The organism is Eudoraea chungangensis, assembly GCF_029360665.1.
GTDB classification, from domain to species: domain Bacteria; phylum Bacteroidota; class Bacteroidia; order Flavobacteriales; family Flavobacteriaceae; genus Eudoraea; species Eudoraea chungangensis.
The window spans coordinates 596,789-614,544 of sequence record NZ_JARDUB010000003.1 but is presented as its reverse complement, the minus strand read 5'-3'; the positions used below and the strand labels follow the sequence as shown (position 1 = coordinate 614,544).

Genomic DNA, 17,756 nt, shown 5'->3' with positions numbered 1-17,756 from the left:
ATACCATATAAACCATAATTTGACCACAGATGACCGAAGGGAATTTTGTAGACTATGTTAAGATTAATGTTGCTTCGGGCAATGGGGGCAAGGGTTCTGCTCACCTCAGAAGGGAAAAGTATATCCCCAAGGGTGGTCCTGACGGGGGTGATGGAGGACGAGGCGGCCATATTATTCTTAAAGGAAATCAGAATCTTTGGACGTTATTGGGATTTAAGTTTAAGAGACATTTTAAATCAAGTCACGGGGAACACGGTAGTAAAAGTAGAAGTACGGGTGCCGATGGAGAAGATATATTTTTGGAAGTACCCTTAGGAACTATTGTAAAAAATCCAGAAACGAACGAGGTGCTTTTCGAGATTACGGAGCACAATGAAGAAAGGATAATAGCAGAAGGCGGTAAGGGAGGTAGAGGAAATTGGCATTTTAAATCGCCTACAAACCAAACGCCGCGTTATGCTCAACCAGGAATTCCCGGAGAAGAAAAACAGTATACCTTAGAACTAAAAGTCCTAGCCGATGTAGGATTAGTAGGCTTTCCAAATGCTGGTAAATCTACTTTATTATCTGTTTTGACTGCAGCCAAGCCAAAAATTGCAGACTATGAATTTACAACCTTAAAACCAAATTTGGGGATTGTACAGTATAGGGATTTTCAGAGCTTTGTAATTGCTGATATTCCAGGTATAATAGAAGGGGCCTCAGAGGGAAAAGGACTTGGGCATTACTTCTTAAGACATATAGAACGAAATGCAACCTTACTTTTTATGGTGCCTGCAGATAGTTCAGATATCGCTAAAGAATACAATATTTTACTAAAGGAACTTCGGAAGTACAATCCAGAATTATTAGATAAAAACCGCCTTCTTGCCATTAGTAAGTCCGATATGCTCGATGAAGAACTAATGCAGGAAATGGCAGAGGAACTTCAAAAGGATATTCCCGGTACCCCCCATATCTTTATTTCCTCTGTTACTGGTCAGGGCATGCAAAACTTGAAGGACGAGCTTTGGAATCTTCTGAACGAATCTGAAGGATAGCATACCATAGCCACATTTTTTACGTTACTTTTATATATCCTTGATCATGAGAAATTTTATAATACTTTTTGTGGTATTAGCGTTCACGAACTGCTCTTCCATTAGCGTTACTTATGATTACGACAGGGCGGTAGACTTTTCTTCCTATAGCACCTATAATTATTACCCTGAGATGGATTCTGGACTTAATAATCTCGATGCAAATAGGCTTTATAAGGCAATTGATTCTACTTTGCGAATAAAGGGTATTCAGCTCTCGGAAGAACCGGACTTTTATATTAATATCATTAGTACTTACTATCAGAATCCTTCTAATAGTTCTGTAGGTATAGGTCTAGGTGGTACCGGAGGAAATGTCGGGGGTGGAGTTTCTGTTGGTGTACCAATTGGAGGAGCCAATCTAAAAAGAGAATTAGTTTTCGACCTGATTGATAGTCAAAGAGATGTTCTTTTCTGGCAGGCAACGAGCAATGCTGCTTTTAAAGAAAATGATTCCCCAACCCAAAAAGCTTTGCGTCTTCAAAAAGTTGTTGCCAAAGTATTCTCTAAATATCCCCCGTCTGCTAAAGTGTCGAAAAAATAGAACTTTAATTGGGCCTAATAATCGGATAAAATTTCAATATCACCCTCTTTCGAAAATGAGGTAATTTCCCAGCCATTAGGCTAAAGAGACTTTAAGAGCCCACCATCTATAGGAATATTTGAACCGGTAATATAGGCGGCCTTATCTGAGGCTAAAAAGGTAACCAAATAAGCATATTCCTCGGGATTTCCAATTCTTTGCATCGGAACATTTTGCTTCATAGTTTCTCTTACTTCCTCTGTTTTAATTCCCAATTGTTCTGCCTTTTTCTGGGTAAGTTGGGCTATTCTTTCGGTATTAAAATAGCCTGTCAGGATACTGTTTACCGTAATACCATGAGGCGCTATATCGGTAGCTAATGACTTAGCCCAAGTTACAACCGCAGCCCTGATTGTATTGGATAAGGCCAAATAAGACAGGGGTTCTTTTACCGATACAGAGGCCACATTAATAATACGTCCCCACTTATTACTTTTCATATGCTCTAAAGCCAATTCTGTGGTTAGCACCACCGTTTTGAATAAAAGATCGAAGGCTTTTTGATAGTCTGAGGGACTTACCTCTAAGCTATTTCCTGAAGGAGGTCCTTGGGTATTATTAACTAGGATGTCTACTTTGTTTTTGCTAAAATAGTCCTTTAGTGTATTGCCAAAAGATTCGTAGTTATTAAAATCCACCAAAAGATAGTCATGCGGTTGCTCCCCAAATTCAGCTAATTCGTGCAAAACATTCTCTAAGCCTTCTTTACTTCTGGCCATAAGGGTAACCTTTGCGCCACTTTTGGCTAATTGTAGTGCTATTGCTTTTCCAATGCCACGACTACTTCCACCCACAAGAGCATTTCTATTGTGTAAAGATATTTCCATAATGATTGCGTTCTTTAGCTATTTATATTCTTCACGGGCCGGACTAAAAACATCCATCAGCTTGCAAGTCGTAAGAGCTTTTCCGCTGTGTTTCGCATAAGGGGGAATTACTACCACTTCATTTGGGCCATAAATGCCGGTTACCCCATTTACTGTAAATTCAAATGAACCTTCCAATACCTGCATAATTTGCTCATTTAGATGAGAATGCTCTGGAACTTTTGCCCCCTTGTCTGCCTTCCAATAGGCAATGGTTATATGATCTGAATGGATCATCTTACCGTGATACCCCGGCATTATTTCTTTTTCTTGTACCTCACTTAGATTAAAATGCATTATTCTTATTTTTTAGAAGATAGTAACGTTTAGTTGTTCTACTAAGATAAAAAGAATACAACGCACAATAAGATTTGAGATGCTCTTTTCAATTCCTATCTTTAGGGCTTAAATGTAGAATGGATGCGATTACACTTTATAGCCATTGGCGGGAGCGCTATGCATAATCTGGCCCTGGCTCTTCATCACAAAGGAGATTTAATTACTGGAAGTGATGACGTTATTTTTGAACCTTCGCTAAGTAGGTTGGCTGCACAAGGGCTATTACCGAAGGAAATGGGATGGGATCCCACACGCATTACCTCAGATATAGACGCTGTAATACTGGGGATGCATGCTAAGGAGGATAATCCGGAATTATTACGAGCCAAGGAGTTAGATGTGGTAATTTACTCTTATCCCGAGTTTTTGTTTGAGCAGTCTAAAAATAAAACCAGGGTAGTTATTGGCGGGAGCCATGGCAAAACAACCATAACCTCCATGATATTGCATGTTATGCAGTACCATAACAAGGAAGTAGATTATATGGTTGGAGCGCAGCTTGAAGGATTTGAACGAATGGTCCACCTAACCAATACAAATGACTTTATCGTTTTAGAAGGAGACGAATATCTCTCATCTCCAATTGATCGACGACCTAAGTTCCATTTATACAAACCAAATATTGCTCTGTTGAGTGGAATAGCTTGGGATCATATTAACGTATTCCCAACCTTTGATAATTATCTGGAACAATTCAGAATTTTTATTCAAAGCATTGTAAATGGGGGAAGTATTACATACAACGAGGAGGATGAGCATGTAAAGGAACTTGTAGAAGAGTCTCAGAATTCTATTCGAAAATTTCCATATAAGACTCCGGAATTCTTTGTTGAAAATGAACAAACCTTTATAGAAAGTCCTGAGGGACCTTTACCTATTAATGTATTTGGCAGGCACAATTTAAATAACCTGGCAGGTGCCAAGTGGATTTGCCAGAATATGGGAGTAGATGAAGAAGATTTTTATGAGGCAATTTCTTCTTTTAAAGGCGCTTCCAAAAGACTGGAGAAAATCGCCGAAACTAAAGACACCATAATATTTAAAGACTATGCCCATTCCCCAAGTAAGGTTATCGCAACTACTAAAGCTGTAAAAGAACAGTATCCCGATAGAAAGATTATTGCCTGTTTGGAACTACATACCTATAGTAGCCTTAACAGTACTTTTTTGCGGGAGTACAAAAATAGCTTAAAAGACGCCGATTCTGCTGCTGTTTTTTATATACAAGAATCTCTGGCTATAAAGGGATTGGCAATTCTGACGATCGAGGAAATTGCAGAGGCATTTAATCTAGATACAGATAATATTTTTGGAGATGGTCAGGAATTTCGAGAATTTCTTAAAACACAGAATTTACATAATTCGGTACTCCTCTTTATGAGCTCAGGAAACTATGGTGGTTTAGACATGCAGGAAGTAATAGATTTAATAGACTAAGGCTATATTCCAAATTGTCTAAAATGATGGTCCAGGTGTTTGTATTGAAGCTGACCCCATTGTGTTGAGGTAAATTCTCCAAAGTTTGGGTGTGGTTGCCAATCTTCTCTTTCTCTCAGTTGATAAAGTGCTTCTAATTTATCTCTAAGTTTTTTAAGCTCCACTTCGTATTCTTTCGCTTCGGTGGCTTTTGCCACTGTCACAGTAGGTAGGTTTTTTCGCCACAGTTTATCATTATACATAGACTTCTTAAACAGTAATCGCATTAGAAGATTTGGAGATTTAGTAGGTTTCTTATTCTTAATAGCTAATTGAATTGGGAATTGACAATGCCATAACATTTGGGCTGCACTCATTTTGCCCCAAAGACCTTTAGATTCGGGACTTAATTTTCCTAGTCTTTGGGTTATTTCTTTGTAAGAAGAAGATTCAAAAATAGAATTCATAGAGTGTAAAAAGAAATTCTAATTTGAAATTACAATTTTTTTTTAAGTTGACTATCTTTAACCTATGCAAGCTGAAACAGACTCTATCTCAATAAAACATTGGTCCGATGAGGATAAGCCTAGAGAAAAGTTCTTGTATAAGGGTCCCTTCTCAGTTTCTAATGCAGAACTTTTGGCAATTTTAATTGGTACGGGCGTGAAACAAGAAACGGCTGTAGATTTGGCGAAAAGAATTCTAAAGGCTTCTAACAATAAACTGGAACAACTAGGAAATGCTTCGGTTAATCATTTAATGAATTTCAAAGGAATTGGACGAGCAAAGGCCGTAACTATAGCGGCGGCTTTGGAAATTGGACGTCGAAGGGGTTATGAAAAGAAGGCCAGCGTTACAAGAATAGCTAAAAGTGAGGACGTTTTTGATTTGTTAAGACCACTTCTTTCTGATTTACTCCATGAAGAGTTCTGGATATTATACCTAAATAATTCAAATCAAGTATTAAAAAAGGCTCGATTAAGTATGGGAGGCATAACCGGAACCCTCGTGGATACCAGATTAGTAATGAAGCAAGCTCTGCAAGCGAATGCCGTCGCAATTGTCCTGTCACATAACCATCCTTCCGGCACCTTAAAACCAAGCCGGTCAGATAAAAATGTGACTAAAAAATTATGTGTTGCAGGAAAAGCTCTAGATATAAAGGTTTTAGATCATGTTATAATTGCTAATGACAAATACTTTAGTTTTGCTGATAATAATTTAATCTAAATATGCTCCTAGTTTACACCTACAAGATTACACCTCGTTTCATTTATATTATGAAGCAAATCTTTACGAGGATATTGGGAATTGAGATCATTTACACCACAAAAGTGGAAGATTTTATTAAGCATAATGGCCCCAAAATAACATATAGTAAAAACCCTCTTCAAAACGAGTTTTTTATTCGGTCACACGAACTGCTTTTTGAAAATGGAATACGCGATTTTCAAATACCAATTTCAGAATGGGAGGGCAATCCTTGTTTTTTTCCAACTAATGAAATTTCTGCGATACCTTATGATATTTTTGCCGCAAGTTTTTATTTATTAAGCAGATACGAAGAGTATTTACCGTTCCTAAAAGATCATCATGGCCGATTTCCACCTTCGGAGAGTTTTGCAATGCAAAACAAGCTACTTAAATATCCATTGGTTGATTTATGGGCTTTTACATTTTTAAATGAATTGAAAAAGCGTTTTCCTGCACTGAAGTATAAAACCAGGTCATATAAATACACTTCCATTGTTGATGTAACTACATCTCACTGTTTTGCACATCGAGGACCAATTAGGGGTTTCGCCGGACTTATGTTGGATTTAGGAACGTTTAAATTTAGAAGGGTAATACAGCGAATCTCCGTTAGTTTGAAGCTAAAAAAAGACCCGTTTGATAATTATTTTAAATTGATAGACTGGCACAAAAAACTTCGTCTTAAAAGTATGTTCTTTTTTCAATTTGCGGAGTATTCAACCTATGACAAAAATGTGTCTCCTGAGAATAATAGTTTTAAATATTTAATAAAAGCTGTTGCCGATTATAGCGAAGTGGCATTATCGGCTTCTTTTAGCTCGTACCGAGATGTTGATTTGTTAAAGGAAGAGAAAAAGAGACTTTCAAATGTGATTAATAAACCTGTAAACTTTGTTCGCATGCGGTATAATAGACTGGATATACCTAAAACCTATCGCGATATGGTAGAATCTGAGTTTACCGCTGATTATACTATGGGCTATACGCATGAAATTGGTTTCAAGGCTGGTACATGCACCCCTTTTTATTTTTACGATGCAGCCATAGATGCACAGCAACCAATTAAGATATATCCTTTTGCCGTTCATGATTATTCATTAACTAATGTGCAATCAGAAGAAGAGGCTTTGGGTTTAATAGAAGAAGTCTATAAGGAAGTTAAAAGAGTCAATGGGCATTTTATCACCGTCTTTTCAAATGAATTATTAGGAGGGGACCATAAATTTAGTTGGCTAGAACTATATCATAAAGCAATAAACAACTGTCATGTTTAGGGATTTGGTTTCCGATGTATTTTTTGATTTAGACCATACCCTATGGGACTTTGAAAGAAACTCTGCCTTGACTTTTACAGAAATTTTTAAGGATAGCAATATTAATCTATCCCTATCTGATTTTTTGGAAGTATACATTCCTATAAATTTATCTTATTGGAAATTGTATAGAGAAGAAAGGATAACCAAGAACCAACTCCGGTATGAAAGATTGAAACTCAGTTTTGATACGCTTTCCTATCCTATAAGTGATAGTCTTATCCATAAATTATCGGAAGCCTATATCCTTAGGCTAAGTAGCCATAATAATCTACTTCCAAATACCGTGGAAATATTGGAATATTTAAGACCCAAGTATAAACTTCATATTATCACCAATGGTTTTGAAGAAATTCAAAATAAGAAAATGCGTAATGCCAATATCATGGATTATTTTGATCAAATAATTAATTCGGAAATGGCTGGTGTTAAAAAGCCGAATCCAATAATTTTTGAGCTCGCACTGGAAAAGGCTCAGGTTCTGCCAAATAAGGCTATTATGATAGGGGATAGTTTGGAAGCTGATATTATAGGAGCCCGTGCAGTTGGCTTGCATACCCTGCATTTGAATGCTCATAACGAGCCAGATCATCAGCACGGTAAAATCATTTTTGATTTAAGGGAAATAAAAAATTATTTATAGAGTTATATTCTATAGAATAGTGGAATCCTTTTATAAAATAAGAAGCTTTATAGGAGGTTAAAAGTCTTGGAAACTATAGCAGGATGAAAAGAACAGGTATTTTTATTCTTTTACAGATTTTGATTATTGGTATAATATTTTCTTGTGCTGATAGGCAGGACTTTGATCAGTTTGATGATCTAACAATAGTGCCCGATGTTGAGGCTAGCTTGCTTTATGTAGAAACTCCAGAACGTATAATAAACCAGGTTAGCGGTATTAATTTTTATACCCAAACCTTTAATTTTGATGCATTCAATGAGCCCTTCGTGGAAGAGAATATTCTTGAAGGGGTTATTACCTATGAAGTTGAAAACACAACTTCAAAACCCTTAGATATTACTTTTGAGTTTTTGGATGAATTTGGTAATTCTTTGGACATAGAATTCTTTTCTATAGAAGCAGCACCGACGGCAATTTTGACTAGAGAAATTGCCTATGGACCTAACGGAAGAAGTATGGATATAATCCGGAATACTTCTGCCATCAGGGTTTCGGCAGTAAATCGAGGTGACAATACAAGTGTTTCTCCACTACCAGAGCCAACTATCTACTTACGCTCTAGTGCCCAATTTTCTATCAATCTTAAATGAAGCGTCTTCGCTATTTATTTTGGGTCTTTCTAATAGGCTCTAACCTAATAAGTGCCCAAAATAAAGAGGTTCTATATGATTTTCTTGAGATTCCTGAATCACTTTTGCTAAATCCTGGCAGAGAGGTATCCTATGAATGGTACGCGGGTGTACCTTTTATTTCCGGAGTATATGCCGCCGGTGCTACTAGTGGTGTAACGGTCAATGATCTTTTTGCTGCTGACGGAGTAGATATTAATCAAAAAGTAAGAGAGAGAGCCCTAAATAGTCTCACCAAAAAGGACGAGGTAAATGGAATATTTCAAATCGACATCCTTAATGGGGGGTTTAGGGGAAGAAATAATCCTAAGAATTTCTACTCCTTTGGATTGTATACGGAAGGCTACGTAGTAAACTACTGGCCTCAAGACCTGGCCTTTTTAGCGTTTGATGGTAATGCCGATCAACTTGGCCGTCGTTTTGATTTGAGCGATCTTAATTCTAGCGGCCAGATGCTAAATGTTTTTCACTTTGGAATCAATAGGGAAATAAATAATAAACTTACCTTAGGCGGAAGACTGAAACTTTATTCTGCCATTGTTGATTATAAAAGCACAAGTAACAAAGGCTACTTTTTAACGGATGTTGGACGGGATAACTTGTTAGTAAATACGCTTAGTGCCGATGTAAAAGTTCGAAGTTCTGGTTTTAACGAGCTTTTTAACCTCGACGATTCGGGAAGGTCGGTAACAAGTCTTTTTACCCAAAGAGGTTTTTTTGGTGGAGATATAGGCCTGGGGATTGATGTAGGCGTTACCTACTATTTAAACAAGCAAATGCTTCTTACCGGTAGTCTTTTAGATTTGGGGATGATATATCATACTACAGATATTGTTAATTATAGTCTTAAAGGAAATGCGTCTGTTGAGGGAGTAGAAGTTATTCTGCCAGATGCCTTGGCCGATCCTGGAGCAGACCTATGGCAAGACCTTGTGGATGAAATTGAAGAATTGCTCCCTTTCGAAGAAAATAATGATAATTATGTCACCATTCGGCCTGTAAAACTTTATTCTTCCTTTAGATATAACTTCGGGAAGCAAGCCGAATCTCAGCGATCCTGTGATTGTGATACACAAATAGACGCACCGGCAAGGAATACCGCATATTTAAATAGTGTAGGTCTTCAATTATTTGCTATTAACAGACCCAGGGGGCCACAGGCCGCCTTATCGGGGTTTTATCAAAGAAGGTTCGGAAATATACTGGCGCTTAAAACTACCTACACTGTGGATAAATTCTCTGCAACCAACATTGGCCTGGGCTTTAGTGTGCAAGCAGGTCCGGTAAATGTTTATCTAATGGGTAGTAATTTATTGTCTTATGGCAATATAGCAGACAGCAATTTTGCTGCTTTCCAATTAGGATTAAATATCATATCTTGGAACCTTAATTGATAGACAGAAGTAATGAAAAGAATAGTTTTAGGGGTCATTTTTATGCTGGGCTTAAGTTTTGGTTTATACGCTCAATTAGATAAATATAAATACGTCATCGTCCCAGTTAGCTTTAATGGTTTTAAAAAGGATAATCAGTATAAAACCAGTACACTAATTAAGCATCTTTTTACAAAGAAAGGTTTTGAAGTATATTATGACAACAATATCCCGTTTGAAATAAATGCGGACAGATGTAGTGCCGTTACGGTAGATTTAGTGCACAGCTCTAATATGTTTTATACCGGCGCAACATTGGTTTTAAAAGATTGTACCTCAAAAGAAGTGTATACAACACAAGAAGGAAAGAGTAAAGCAAAAGATGTTGAAAAGAGTTATCATGAAGCAATTGAAGGGGCCTTTGTTTCTATAATGGCCATTCCATATGCCTATACACCATCTAAGGTAATGGAACAGCCACTGGCAAAGTCCTCGGATGTGAACAACACAAGATCAACTGCCGTGGCAGGAGTTGAAGAGCAAAATATGCCTTCTAATGAGCCGGAAAAAGCTAAGGAGGCAGTTTCTTCTACAGTTTCAACGACTAATTCAGAACCTACAATGAGCACTGTCGCCGTGGCAGACGCTTCGACAGCGGAACAGAAAACAACGCCTCCTTCTTCCCCTGTCCAGGCTAGGGAAACAACAGCAGTTCCTGCTGCCCAAGCGAATACTACTAAGTCGACCGCCGTAGTCGCAACTTCTGTCGCTACCGTAAACATGGGTAGTAGCCCTGATCAGAATACTTGGTATGCGCAGGAAATTCCCAATGGTTATCAGCTTGTAGACAAATCGCCAAAGGTTCGATTAAAAATTTATAAAACAGAAACCGCGGATATGTACATTGCCGAAAGTGAGGAAACCAACGGCGTGGTGTATAAAAGAGAAGGGAAATGGTTTTTTGAATACTACGAATCGGGTAAAAAGAAAGTAGAAGAACTCTTTTTAAAGTTCTAATATTTATCTTTCCATAAATTCTTCAGATGCTCCTTTATGACTTTTTCTCTATGGTTATTACCTGGACTATAAAAAGTAGTTCCAGACAAAGACTCGGGTAAGAATTCATGGTTTACAAAGTTTCCTTCATAATCATGGGCGTATTGGTAGTCACCACCATAACCCAGGTCTTTCATCAATTTGGTAGGGGCATTTCGCAAGGGAAGGGGAACAGGAAGATCTCCTGTTTTATGCACCATTTCTTGTGCCTGTTTAATTGCCATGTAACTGGCATTGCTCTTGGGCGATGTTGCCAGATAAATGGTACACTGACTTAATAGAATTCGCGCTTCGGGATATCCTATGGTGCTTACCGCCTGAAAAGTTGAATTTGCAATTACTAAGGCGGTTGGATTTGCCAAACCAATATCTTCAGAAGCAGAAATTAAAAGGCGTCTTGCAATAAATTTTACATCTTCACCTCCTTCAACCATTCTGGCTAACCAGTATACGGCGGCATTTGGGTCGCTTCCCCTAATTGACTTAATAAAGGCAGAAATGATGTCGTAGTGTTGTTCTCCGGTTTTGTCATATAGCACCGTATTTTTTTGTAGCTTTTTTAATATAAGCTCATTGGTTATTACAATACCGTCTTCTTCTGAATTAACGACTAATTCAAAGATATTGAGAAGTTTTCTTCCATCGCCTCCAGACAGGCGAAGTAATGCCTCGGTCTCCTTAAGAGTAATTTGTTTGGATTTAAGAATAGTATCTTGGGCCATTGCTCTTTTTAGGAGTTTCTCCAAGTCTTCTTTCCCAAAAGAATTTAATATATATACCTGGCACCTAGATAAAAGTGCCGGTATAACTTCAAAGCTGGGGTTTTCAGTAGTTGCGCCGATAAGGGTTACCCATCCCTTCTCAACAGCTCCCAAGAGGGAATCTTGTTGCGATTTACTAAATCGGTGTATTTCGTCAATAAACAAAATGGGATTTTTTGAGGTAAACAAACCACCACTTCGTTTTGCTTTTTCAATGACATCTCTAATTTCCTTTACGCCAGAATTTATGGCACTCAGACTGTAAAAAGGTCTTTCACTTTCATTGGCAATGATATTGGCCAAAGTGGTCTTTCCTGTCCCTGGGGGCCCCCAAAGGATAAGGGAAGGAATAATCCCCTTCTTTATCTGCCTTGTGAGCGAACCCTGTTCTCCTACTAAATGCGATTGACTTATATAGTCTTCCAGTGTTTTCGGCCGTATTCTCTCTGCTAAAGGTTCATTCATATGATAAATGTAATAAATACGTTTGTTCCTTAGGATAGGAATAATTGGATTCTAAAAGATTTAATGAATTTACTAATTTTAAAATGTAAAATCGGGGCCATGACAATATAGCAGTATGCATAAAAATGGCTAAGCTTTTGTTTAGAATATTCTAGTTAGTTAGAAATGACAGAGGAATATCATTATAAATTTACCGATTGGGTGCTTTTAGTGCCCATGATTTCTGTATTGTCTATTTGGACAGTTTATTGGTTTGAAATTAAATTTCAAACTAATTTAAATAGTTGGGGTATTTATCCCAGAACCTTAGATGGCCTCAAGGGAATATTATTTAGCCCTTTTCTTCATGGTTCCATAAGTCATCTGTATAACAATACTATTCCTTTGGCTGTTCTCAGCGCTGCGCTGGTTTATTTTTACCGAGATATTTCCTGGAAAGTATTTCTTTATGGCCTTTTGCTTACAGGTGTTTTTACCTGGCTGGTAGGTCGTGATGCCTATCATATTGGTGCCAGTGGTCTGATTTATCTTTTGGCTAGTTTTATATTTTTTAAAGGAGTTTTTACAAAGTATTTTAGGCTTATTGCGCTTTCATTGATTGTTGTCTTTGTATATGGGAGTCTGATATGGTTTATTTTTCCGATAAAAGAGGGTGTTTCCTGGGAAGGACACTTAGCAGGCTTTGTAACCGGCTTGTTTTTGGCAATAATATTAAAAGCTAATGTGCCAAAGCCAAAAAAGTATGCATGGGAAGACGACAATTACAGGGAGGAAGATGATGAATTCTTAAGACATTTTGATGCGGATGGAAATTTTATGGAACAAACTAAGGAAGCGGAAAATACTCCCTTAAAAATCATTTACCATCTTAAGAAAGAGGATTCGGAAGAATAAAGTCTTAAAGGAGCCGTTGTCTTACAACCTCGTACAAGAAGATTGCACAGGCAACAGATACATTTAAACTTTCAATATCTCCCAGTAAAGGAATTTTACCCTTGTCATCTACGGTTTTTAATATTGCGGGAGAAATCCCTCTTTGTTCAGAGCCCATTACAATAGCCATCGGGATTTTAAAATTAATATCGTAAAGACTTTTTTGTGTCTTTTCTGTTGCGGCTACTACATTTATTCCGGCAGATTGCAGATAGTATATGGCATCTCGGATATGATCAACTTTGGCAATGGGAACTTTAAATGCGGCACCTGCAGAAGTCTTAATAGTGTCTTCGGTTACAGGAGCTGCTCCTTTTTTTTGAATGATTATACCGTCTACCTGAGTACATTCGGCCGTACGAATAATTGCGCCAAAATTTCTAACATCCGAGAGTTGATCTAGTAAGAGAAACAAAGGCGCTTTTTTGGATTCTAGCGTTAGCTCTACTAATTCCTCAAATACAGCAAATTCTATAGGAGAGATATGCCCTACAACCCCCTGATGGTTATTTCTAGTAAGGCGATTTAGTTTTTCGACTGGAACATAGGAGTAGACGAGACCTTTTTCTTTGATAAGACTCTCCAATTCTTTGTAAAGCATACCGCCAAGGCCTTTTTGTATGTAAATTTTATCGATAGAACTGTCAGAATTAATGGCTTCTATAACAGCTCTTATACCGTATATTTGTTCGGATTTTTGCATGGTTTAAAGGTATGAAAAAAGGTTTCCTTTGCCTAACGGAGTATTTTCTTGTACACTTTTTAAAAATCGATTAGGGGAGGAGCAGAATACTTCTCAATTGAAGTTGGGGTACACATAAAAAGTTGTTTCTATAATTCTAGTGAAAGGATTTCTGGAGCATCCTTGTCGAGACTATAAGCTCTCCAATAAAAACCGGGAAAGACAAACTTCCATACTACTTCTCCTGTTCTAGTCACTTCCCATAAACCAAAATCGCCTTCAGTTATTAAAACATTACCGTTTGGTAAGGGTACAGCCCCAGATACTTTTGGCGCATAAAGCTCGGGGTCCGAAAAACTCCATAGTTCTTTTGGTTCATTGTCTTTATCTGCGTCTAGGGAAAATAATGTTGGAATCGCTAACTCATATACAGTAGATTGGTTAAGATCCTGTCCGTTAGAATAGACATAGATACTTTTCTGGTTATTTCGAAGGTCTAGTACCGGATGGTGGTTATTAAAGAATCTACGGGTACCGAGTACGTTTTGGTAAGCCTCAGGATTTCCAAAACGATATATAAGATCACCACCTTGGTTGTAATTTCCGCCACTAGAGGTGGCGGCTTCGGTCGTGGAAGTACTGTGATCGATAACCCAAATTTCACTGAAGAAGTTAACACTAAGATAAATAACATCATTTTCCTTATCGTAGGTAAGACCATTGGCATGGGTCATATCCCCATCTTCCAATTGCGTGTAGTTAAGGTCTATTCTATGTGGGTTCTGTGAAACTAGACCATAGTTGGACTTGGTGGCGTCAAATTCTTGAATTAGGTGATCCCAGGAATGCCATTCCCAGACAATTTCATTTGTCTGAGGATTTACTTCTATGATTCCATCAGGGAATAATTCAACATTCAAGTTAGAACCAGCCGCTATGGCTTCTGCAATTGTCTTGCGCTCCCAGGTTTGCATTATTATATTCCCATTTGGAAGCATTTCTGCATCATGATGCAATACATAGTCTTCTGTGGAATAAAGAAACTCCCAGTCTACCTTCCCTTCTTTATTTAGGATTTGAATTTTTCCTCCAAATCCTCCAAACTTAATTTGGGCGTTGGGATCTTCCAACATGGCGAGGAGTTTTCCTGTGGGTAAGATAGTGGCGTCGTTACCAAGTTTAGCATCATTTAAGGGCCAATCAAATAATAATCTAGACTCTTTATCCATCAAATAGACACGGTTACCTGTGGCACCACTTACTAATACAAAGCCGTCGTAAACTAAATCAGCATTAAAAAAAAAGACTTCCGCTTGCGGGTCCTCTTCTTCCGTGATGTCTGAAGTTTCCTCTTTTGTAATAGGGGTTTCTATTTCTGCATCACCAATAGAAACGTCTTCTGTGTTACTACAGCTAACTAACACCAGGGGAATTAAAGAAGTAAGTAATAAAAGCCGTGTAAAACTAACTAGGTTCATAGGGGCATTTTCTTTGCTATTGGCAAAAGTATGGGAAATATTTCTAAGTATGGGGAGGAGAATGCCTTATAACTTTTCTATTTAATTGGCTGTATAGTTAGTAGCACACATAGTTTATAGAAGTTGGTTGCTGTATTGAAAAAGAAGAATAACAATAGAGGAGAGGAGGGTTGCAATAGTTCAAAAAAAAACACCGTTACTTAGTAACGGTGTTTTTGCAAGTTATAAACTAGTTGAGTTCTTAAATAAAAGTGCTCATCTAATAACTAAAGATTTAGTTTACACATTTTCCAGGCGAAGGACCATATTCTCCATAAAGCGCACCATCTGGTGAGTATAATTGGAAAGTGATCTCAGAATCCCAATCGCCATTTGTGAAGAAAATCTCCAATAAAGCACCTGAAGGTACGTCCTTCGTATGCGAGGCTTCTGTACCTTGAGCTGTAGAAACAGTAAAGGCTTCCGTAGAACCGTCTACACTAAAGACTAAGGTTGCACCGTTCCAGCCATCACCATAACTATCTTGCATGTCAACTGACCAAGTACCTGCAGTTTCAACGTCAGTAATAGGAGCACAATCTACTAAAACTGTAAACGTGAAACCATTAAACTGAGCAGGTTGTGCAGTAACATTGCCAGAGAAATTGTCTGCAACAAAAACTTTACCATCTTTGCCTGTACTTGTTCCTATGAAGTTGAAGATATCTCCACCAGCGATATCAGCAGCAGTTAGCCCTAATAAACCAGCCAGTTCCGAATAGGAATAGCTAATATCTGTAGGAAAACTAGTGATAGTGGTCAATGGAATAGTATCGTACTCCCCGCTTGAACTAATTAAAGAAAAAGCTAAGTCATAAGAAGCTACATTATCTACTGGAACTTCTATAGTTGCTTCAAACATTGCACTAGGGATCTCCTCTACTAAGTAGATATTTTGGTTAACCAAAGCACGTACATACGCTGATTTGTTAGCATCGTTCGTATGAACGCTTAATGGATCTTTGTCGTCATCCTCACAGGATACAAAGGCCAGACTTACGGCAAGTATCCCTAAAATGAATTTGTTTAAATTTTTCATATTGCACATTTTTAAATTATTTATTATCTAGTGAAATCTGGTGGATTTGTATCCCAGAATATCGGTGTATCAGGTGCAGCTTTCTGTGAGATATTGGTATTGTTATCAGAGGCTGTCTGTGGGTACCACATGGACCTCATGAAAGTACCAGGATTTTCTACTACAAAAGCAGGAGTTAAATTATCTGGCTGCCCAGTTCTTCTATAAGTGTTATAAGCACTCATACCATCACACCAAGATGCAATAAATACTTGTTCTGCAATAATACGCAATTTTCCTGTATTATCCGCAGCATCGTATGCTGCTAAAATCTCAGCAATATGTGCATCAATTAATGCAGGTGTAGCTTCAAAGCCACTACCAGTCGCAAGGCCAGCTCCAAAAGCGGCTACTTTGTTCATAGATTCTCTAACACCAGTTTCTAAGTATGTTCTAGGATCTCCAACAGTTCCTAAAGTAAGAGCTGATTCCGCTAGCATCAAATGTGTATTTGCAGCTAAAAGCATAGGAGATATACCTGCACCTGCTAAACCTTCACTTACTGCAGTTGATCCAGAAACGTTTCTGTAATCATCTGCATCAAAAGGACCTCCAATTGGATAAACCCCATGAAGAGTACGGAATGCGTCATCCGGAGGAATACCATCATCATCCATATGGTTTCTTCCCCATAGACCTCCATAACCATTAGTAGCAGGAACTATACAGTAAACATTAGCAAAATCATTCCACCAAGATGGGATAGTGTTTTCGTTGATACACTCTTTTGTAATGTTATCTGCTCCATCAAAGTTACTTTGCTGTCTGTAGAAATAATATCTAATTCTTGGATCAATTGCACCATACTGATTGGCCATTAAATCCATGAAGTAGTTACAAGTGTAGAAATCTGAACTTGGTCCCTGACCGTCATAGTTAGCATCAAAATAAGGATGTCTACTATCTGGAGCAGCATTGCTGGTTCCCCATTGGAACTGCAAGTCATCTGCTGAAGTAGCAATAAACTGCCCTCCACCAACTATAGTATTAATAGTTGCTGTAGATTGTGCAGCGTTAACAAGCCTGCTTTGAACAGCCAGACGAATTCTTAAAGTGTTTGCAGCACGTACCCACTGTATTTCATCTCCACCGTAAAACAAATCATTTGTTGGAAGTGTTAATTCACTCTTGGCAAAATTACCGATTGCAGTAACTAAAAGTGCGTCTAGGGCAGCATAGATATCTGCACCTGAATCAACAATAGGATTGAAAATTCCTTCAACACCTCTTGCTGCTTCAGAATAAGGCACATCACCAAATAAATCTACCATGTTCATCATAGCGTAAGCTTCCAAAACTTGTCCAATCGCAATATGCGTAAACAATTCCGCTTCTTCAGCTAGTGGCGTCATAGTTCTTATATCGATCAGAACTTCAGAATACATATCATCCCAAATTTGATCAAAATCTCCTGGATCGTAAAAATCTCTGTACGTTGGTCCAAAACCATGTTGTATTCTTACGGGCTCCATACCAAATTGTGCCCATCCGTTCTCTGCTCTACCTTCTGTTCCAGAATGCAAGTTGGCTACCTTCAATTGAATAGAATTCAAGAAGAAGTCAATATCAGCAGACTCTGGGCTCAAAAAGTTTGGATTCGGCTGCACGTCTAAATTGGTGGTTTCGCATCCATTTATTAGTAACATTGATAAGGCAACAAAGGCCACACCAATAAACTTAAACCTGTTTTTCATAATATTCTTTATATTTTTCATTTCTCTTAACTA

Annotated in this window: 18 protein-coding genes; 10 read left to right on the top strand and 8 right to left on the bottom strand. The window is 38.0% G+C overall.

The genetic code is table 11. From position 1 onward, the window contains the following. Positions 1–29 precede the first annotated feature (29 nt). Positions 30–1,040, top strand: coding sequence for a GTPase ObgE (gene obgE, locus PXG98_RS09605; protein WP_276390625.1), 1,011 nt, complete (start codon positions 30–32; stop codon positions 1,038–1,040). 46 nt (positions 1,041–1,086) lie between these two features. After that, a complete protein-coding gene (locus PXG98_RS09600; RefSeq protein ID WP_276390624.1) occupies positions 1,087–1,623 on the top strand; it encodes a DUF4136 domain-containing protein in 537 nt (178 codons plus the stop codon). 80 nt (positions 1,624–1,703) lie between these two features. Here PXG98_RS09600 and PXG98_RS09595 read toward each other — a convergent pair whose 3' ends face one another. Together PXG98_RS09595 and PXG98_RS09590 are read right to left on the bottom strand one after the other, a co-directional pair. Continuing rightward, complete coding sequence (locus PXG98_RS09595; protein ID WP_276390622.1) at positions 1,704–2,489, bottom strand: SDR family oxidoreductase; 786 nt, start codon at positions 2,487–2,489, stop codon at positions 1,704–1,706. Between the two features lie 18 nt (positions 2,490–2,507). Beyond that, complete coding sequence (locus tag PXG98_RS09590; protein ID WP_276390621.1) at positions 2,508–2,825, bottom strand: cupin domain-containing protein; 318 nt, start codon at positions 2,823–2,825, stop codon at positions 2,508–2,510. A 123-nt stretch (positions 2,826–2,948) separates the two neighbouring features. Between PXG98_RS09590 and PXG98_RS09585 the strand changes: the two genes are divergently transcribed. Beyond that, complete coding sequence (locus PXG98_RS09585) at positions 2,949–4,304, top strand: UDP-N-acetylmuramate--L-alanine ligase (RefSeq protein ID WP_276390619.1); 1,356 nt, start codon at positions 2,949–2,951, stop codon at positions 4,302–4,304. A 2-nt stretch (positions 4,305–4,306) separates the two neighbouring features. On the opposite strand, the gene PXG98_RS09580 is transcribed toward PXG98_RS09585, so the two are convergent. Continuing rightward, a complete protein-coding gene (locus tag PXG98_RS09580) occupies positions 4,307–4,750 on the bottom strand; it encodes a DUF1569 domain-containing protein (RefSeq protein ID WP_276390618.1) in 444 nt (147 codons plus the stop codon). A 64-nt stretch (positions 4,751–4,814) separates the two neighbouring features. Here PXG98_RS09580 and radC point away from each other — a divergent pair, with 64 nt between their 5' ends. The 6 genes from radC to PXG98_RS09550 all read left to right on the top strand — a co-directional run bounded on the left by radC (position 4,815) and on the right by PXG98_RS09550 (position 10,554). Next, positions 4,815–5,513, top strand: a complete 699-nt coding sequence (radC, locus tag PXG98_RS09575) for a RadC family protein (protein ID WP_276390617.1) — start codon at positions 4,815–4,817, stop codon at positions 5,511–5,513. Between the two features lie 2 nt (positions 5,514–5,515). Continuing rightward, a complete protein-coding gene (locus PXG98_RS09570) occupies positions 5,516–6,811 on the top strand; it encodes a polysaccharide deacetylase family protein (RefSeq protein ID WP_478284422.1) in 1,296 nt (431 codons plus the stop codon). After that, positions 6,804–7,493: a YjjG family noncanonical pyrimidine nucleotidase gene (locus tag PXG98_RS09565; RefSeq protein WP_276390615.1), complete on the top strand. Its 690-nt coding sequence runs from the start codon at positions 6,804–6,806 to the stop codon at positions 7,491–7,493. The genes PXG98_RS09570 and PXG98_RS09565 overlap by 8 nt, the downstream gene beginning before the upstream one ends. Positions 7,494–7,576: 83 nt before the next feature. Continuing rightward, positions 7,577–8,125 (top strand): hypothetical protein, encoded by a 549-nt coding sequence (locus PXG98_RS09560; protein ID WP_276390614.1) that lies wholly within the window; start codon positions 7,577–7,579, stop codon positions 8,123–8,125. Beyond that, complete coding sequence (locus PXG98_RS09555; protein ID WP_276390612.1) at positions 8,122–9,558, top strand: DUF5723 family protein; 1,437 nt, start codon at positions 8,122–8,124, stop codon at positions 9,556–9,558. Before PXG98_RS09560 ends, PXG98_RS09555 begins: the two co-directional genes overlap by 4 nt. A 12-nt stretch (positions 9,559–9,570) precedes the next feature. Beyond that, positions 9,571–10,554, top strand: coding sequence for a RodZ family helix-turn-helix domain-containing protein (locus tag PXG98_RS09550; protein WP_276390611.1), 984 nt, complete (start codon positions 9,571–9,573; stop codon positions 10,552–10,554). Here PXG98_RS09550 and PXG98_RS09545 read toward each other — a convergent pair. Continuing rightward, positions 10,551–11,819 carry a replication-associated recombination protein A gene (locus PXG98_RS09545; RefSeq protein WP_276390609.1) on the bottom strand — a complete coding sequence of 423 codons (1,269 nt, stop codon included), beginning with the start codon at positions 11,817–11,819 and terminating at the stop codon, positions 10,551–10,553. The two genes, PXG98_RS09550 and PXG98_RS09545, sit on opposite strands and share 4 nt — an antisense overlap. Before the next feature lie 165 nt (positions 11,820–11,984). Here PXG98_RS09545 and PXG98_RS09540 point away from each other — a divergent pair, with 165 nt between their 5' ends. Next, complete coding sequence (locus tag PXG98_RS09540; RefSeq protein WP_276390607.1) at positions 11,985–12,713, top strand: rhomboid family intramembrane serine protease; 729 nt, start codon at positions 11,985–11,987, stop codon at positions 12,711–12,713. Positions 12,714–12,717: 4 nt separating this feature from the next. On the opposite strand, the gene rlmB is transcribed toward PXG98_RS09540, so the two are convergent. The 4 genes from rlmB to PXG98_RS09520 all read right to left on the bottom strand — a co-directional run bounded on the left by rlmB (position 12,718) and on the right by PXG98_RS09520 (position 17,744). Further along, positions 12,718–13,455 (bottom strand): 23S rRNA (guanosine(2251)-2'-O)-methyltransferase RlmB, encoded by a 738-nt coding sequence (gene rlmB / locus PXG98_RS09535; protein ID WP_276390606.1) that lies wholly within the window; start codon positions 13,453–13,455, stop codon positions 12,718–12,720. 128 nt (positions 13,456–13,583) lie between these two features. After that, complete coding sequence (locus tag PXG98_RS09530; protein WP_276390605.1) at positions 13,584–14,912, bottom strand: aryl-sulfate sulfotransferase; 1,329 nt, start codon at positions 14,910–14,912, stop codon at positions 13,584–13,586. A gap of 274 nt (positions 14,913–15,186) precedes the next feature. After that, positions 15,187–15,990, bottom strand: coding sequence for a hypothetical protein (locus PXG98_RS09525; RefSeq protein ID WP_276390604.1), 804 nt, complete (start codon positions 15,988–15,990; stop codon positions 15,187–15,189). 23 nt (positions 15,991–16,013) lie between these two features. Further along, on the bottom strand, positions 16,014–17,744 hold the full coding sequence (locus PXG98_RS09520) for a SusD/RagB family nutrient-binding outer membrane lipoprotein (RefSeq protein WP_276390602.1): 1,731 nt from the start codon (positions 17,742–17,744) through the stop codon (positions 16,014–16,016). Between the last annotated feature and the right edge of the window lie 12 nt (positions 17,745–17,756).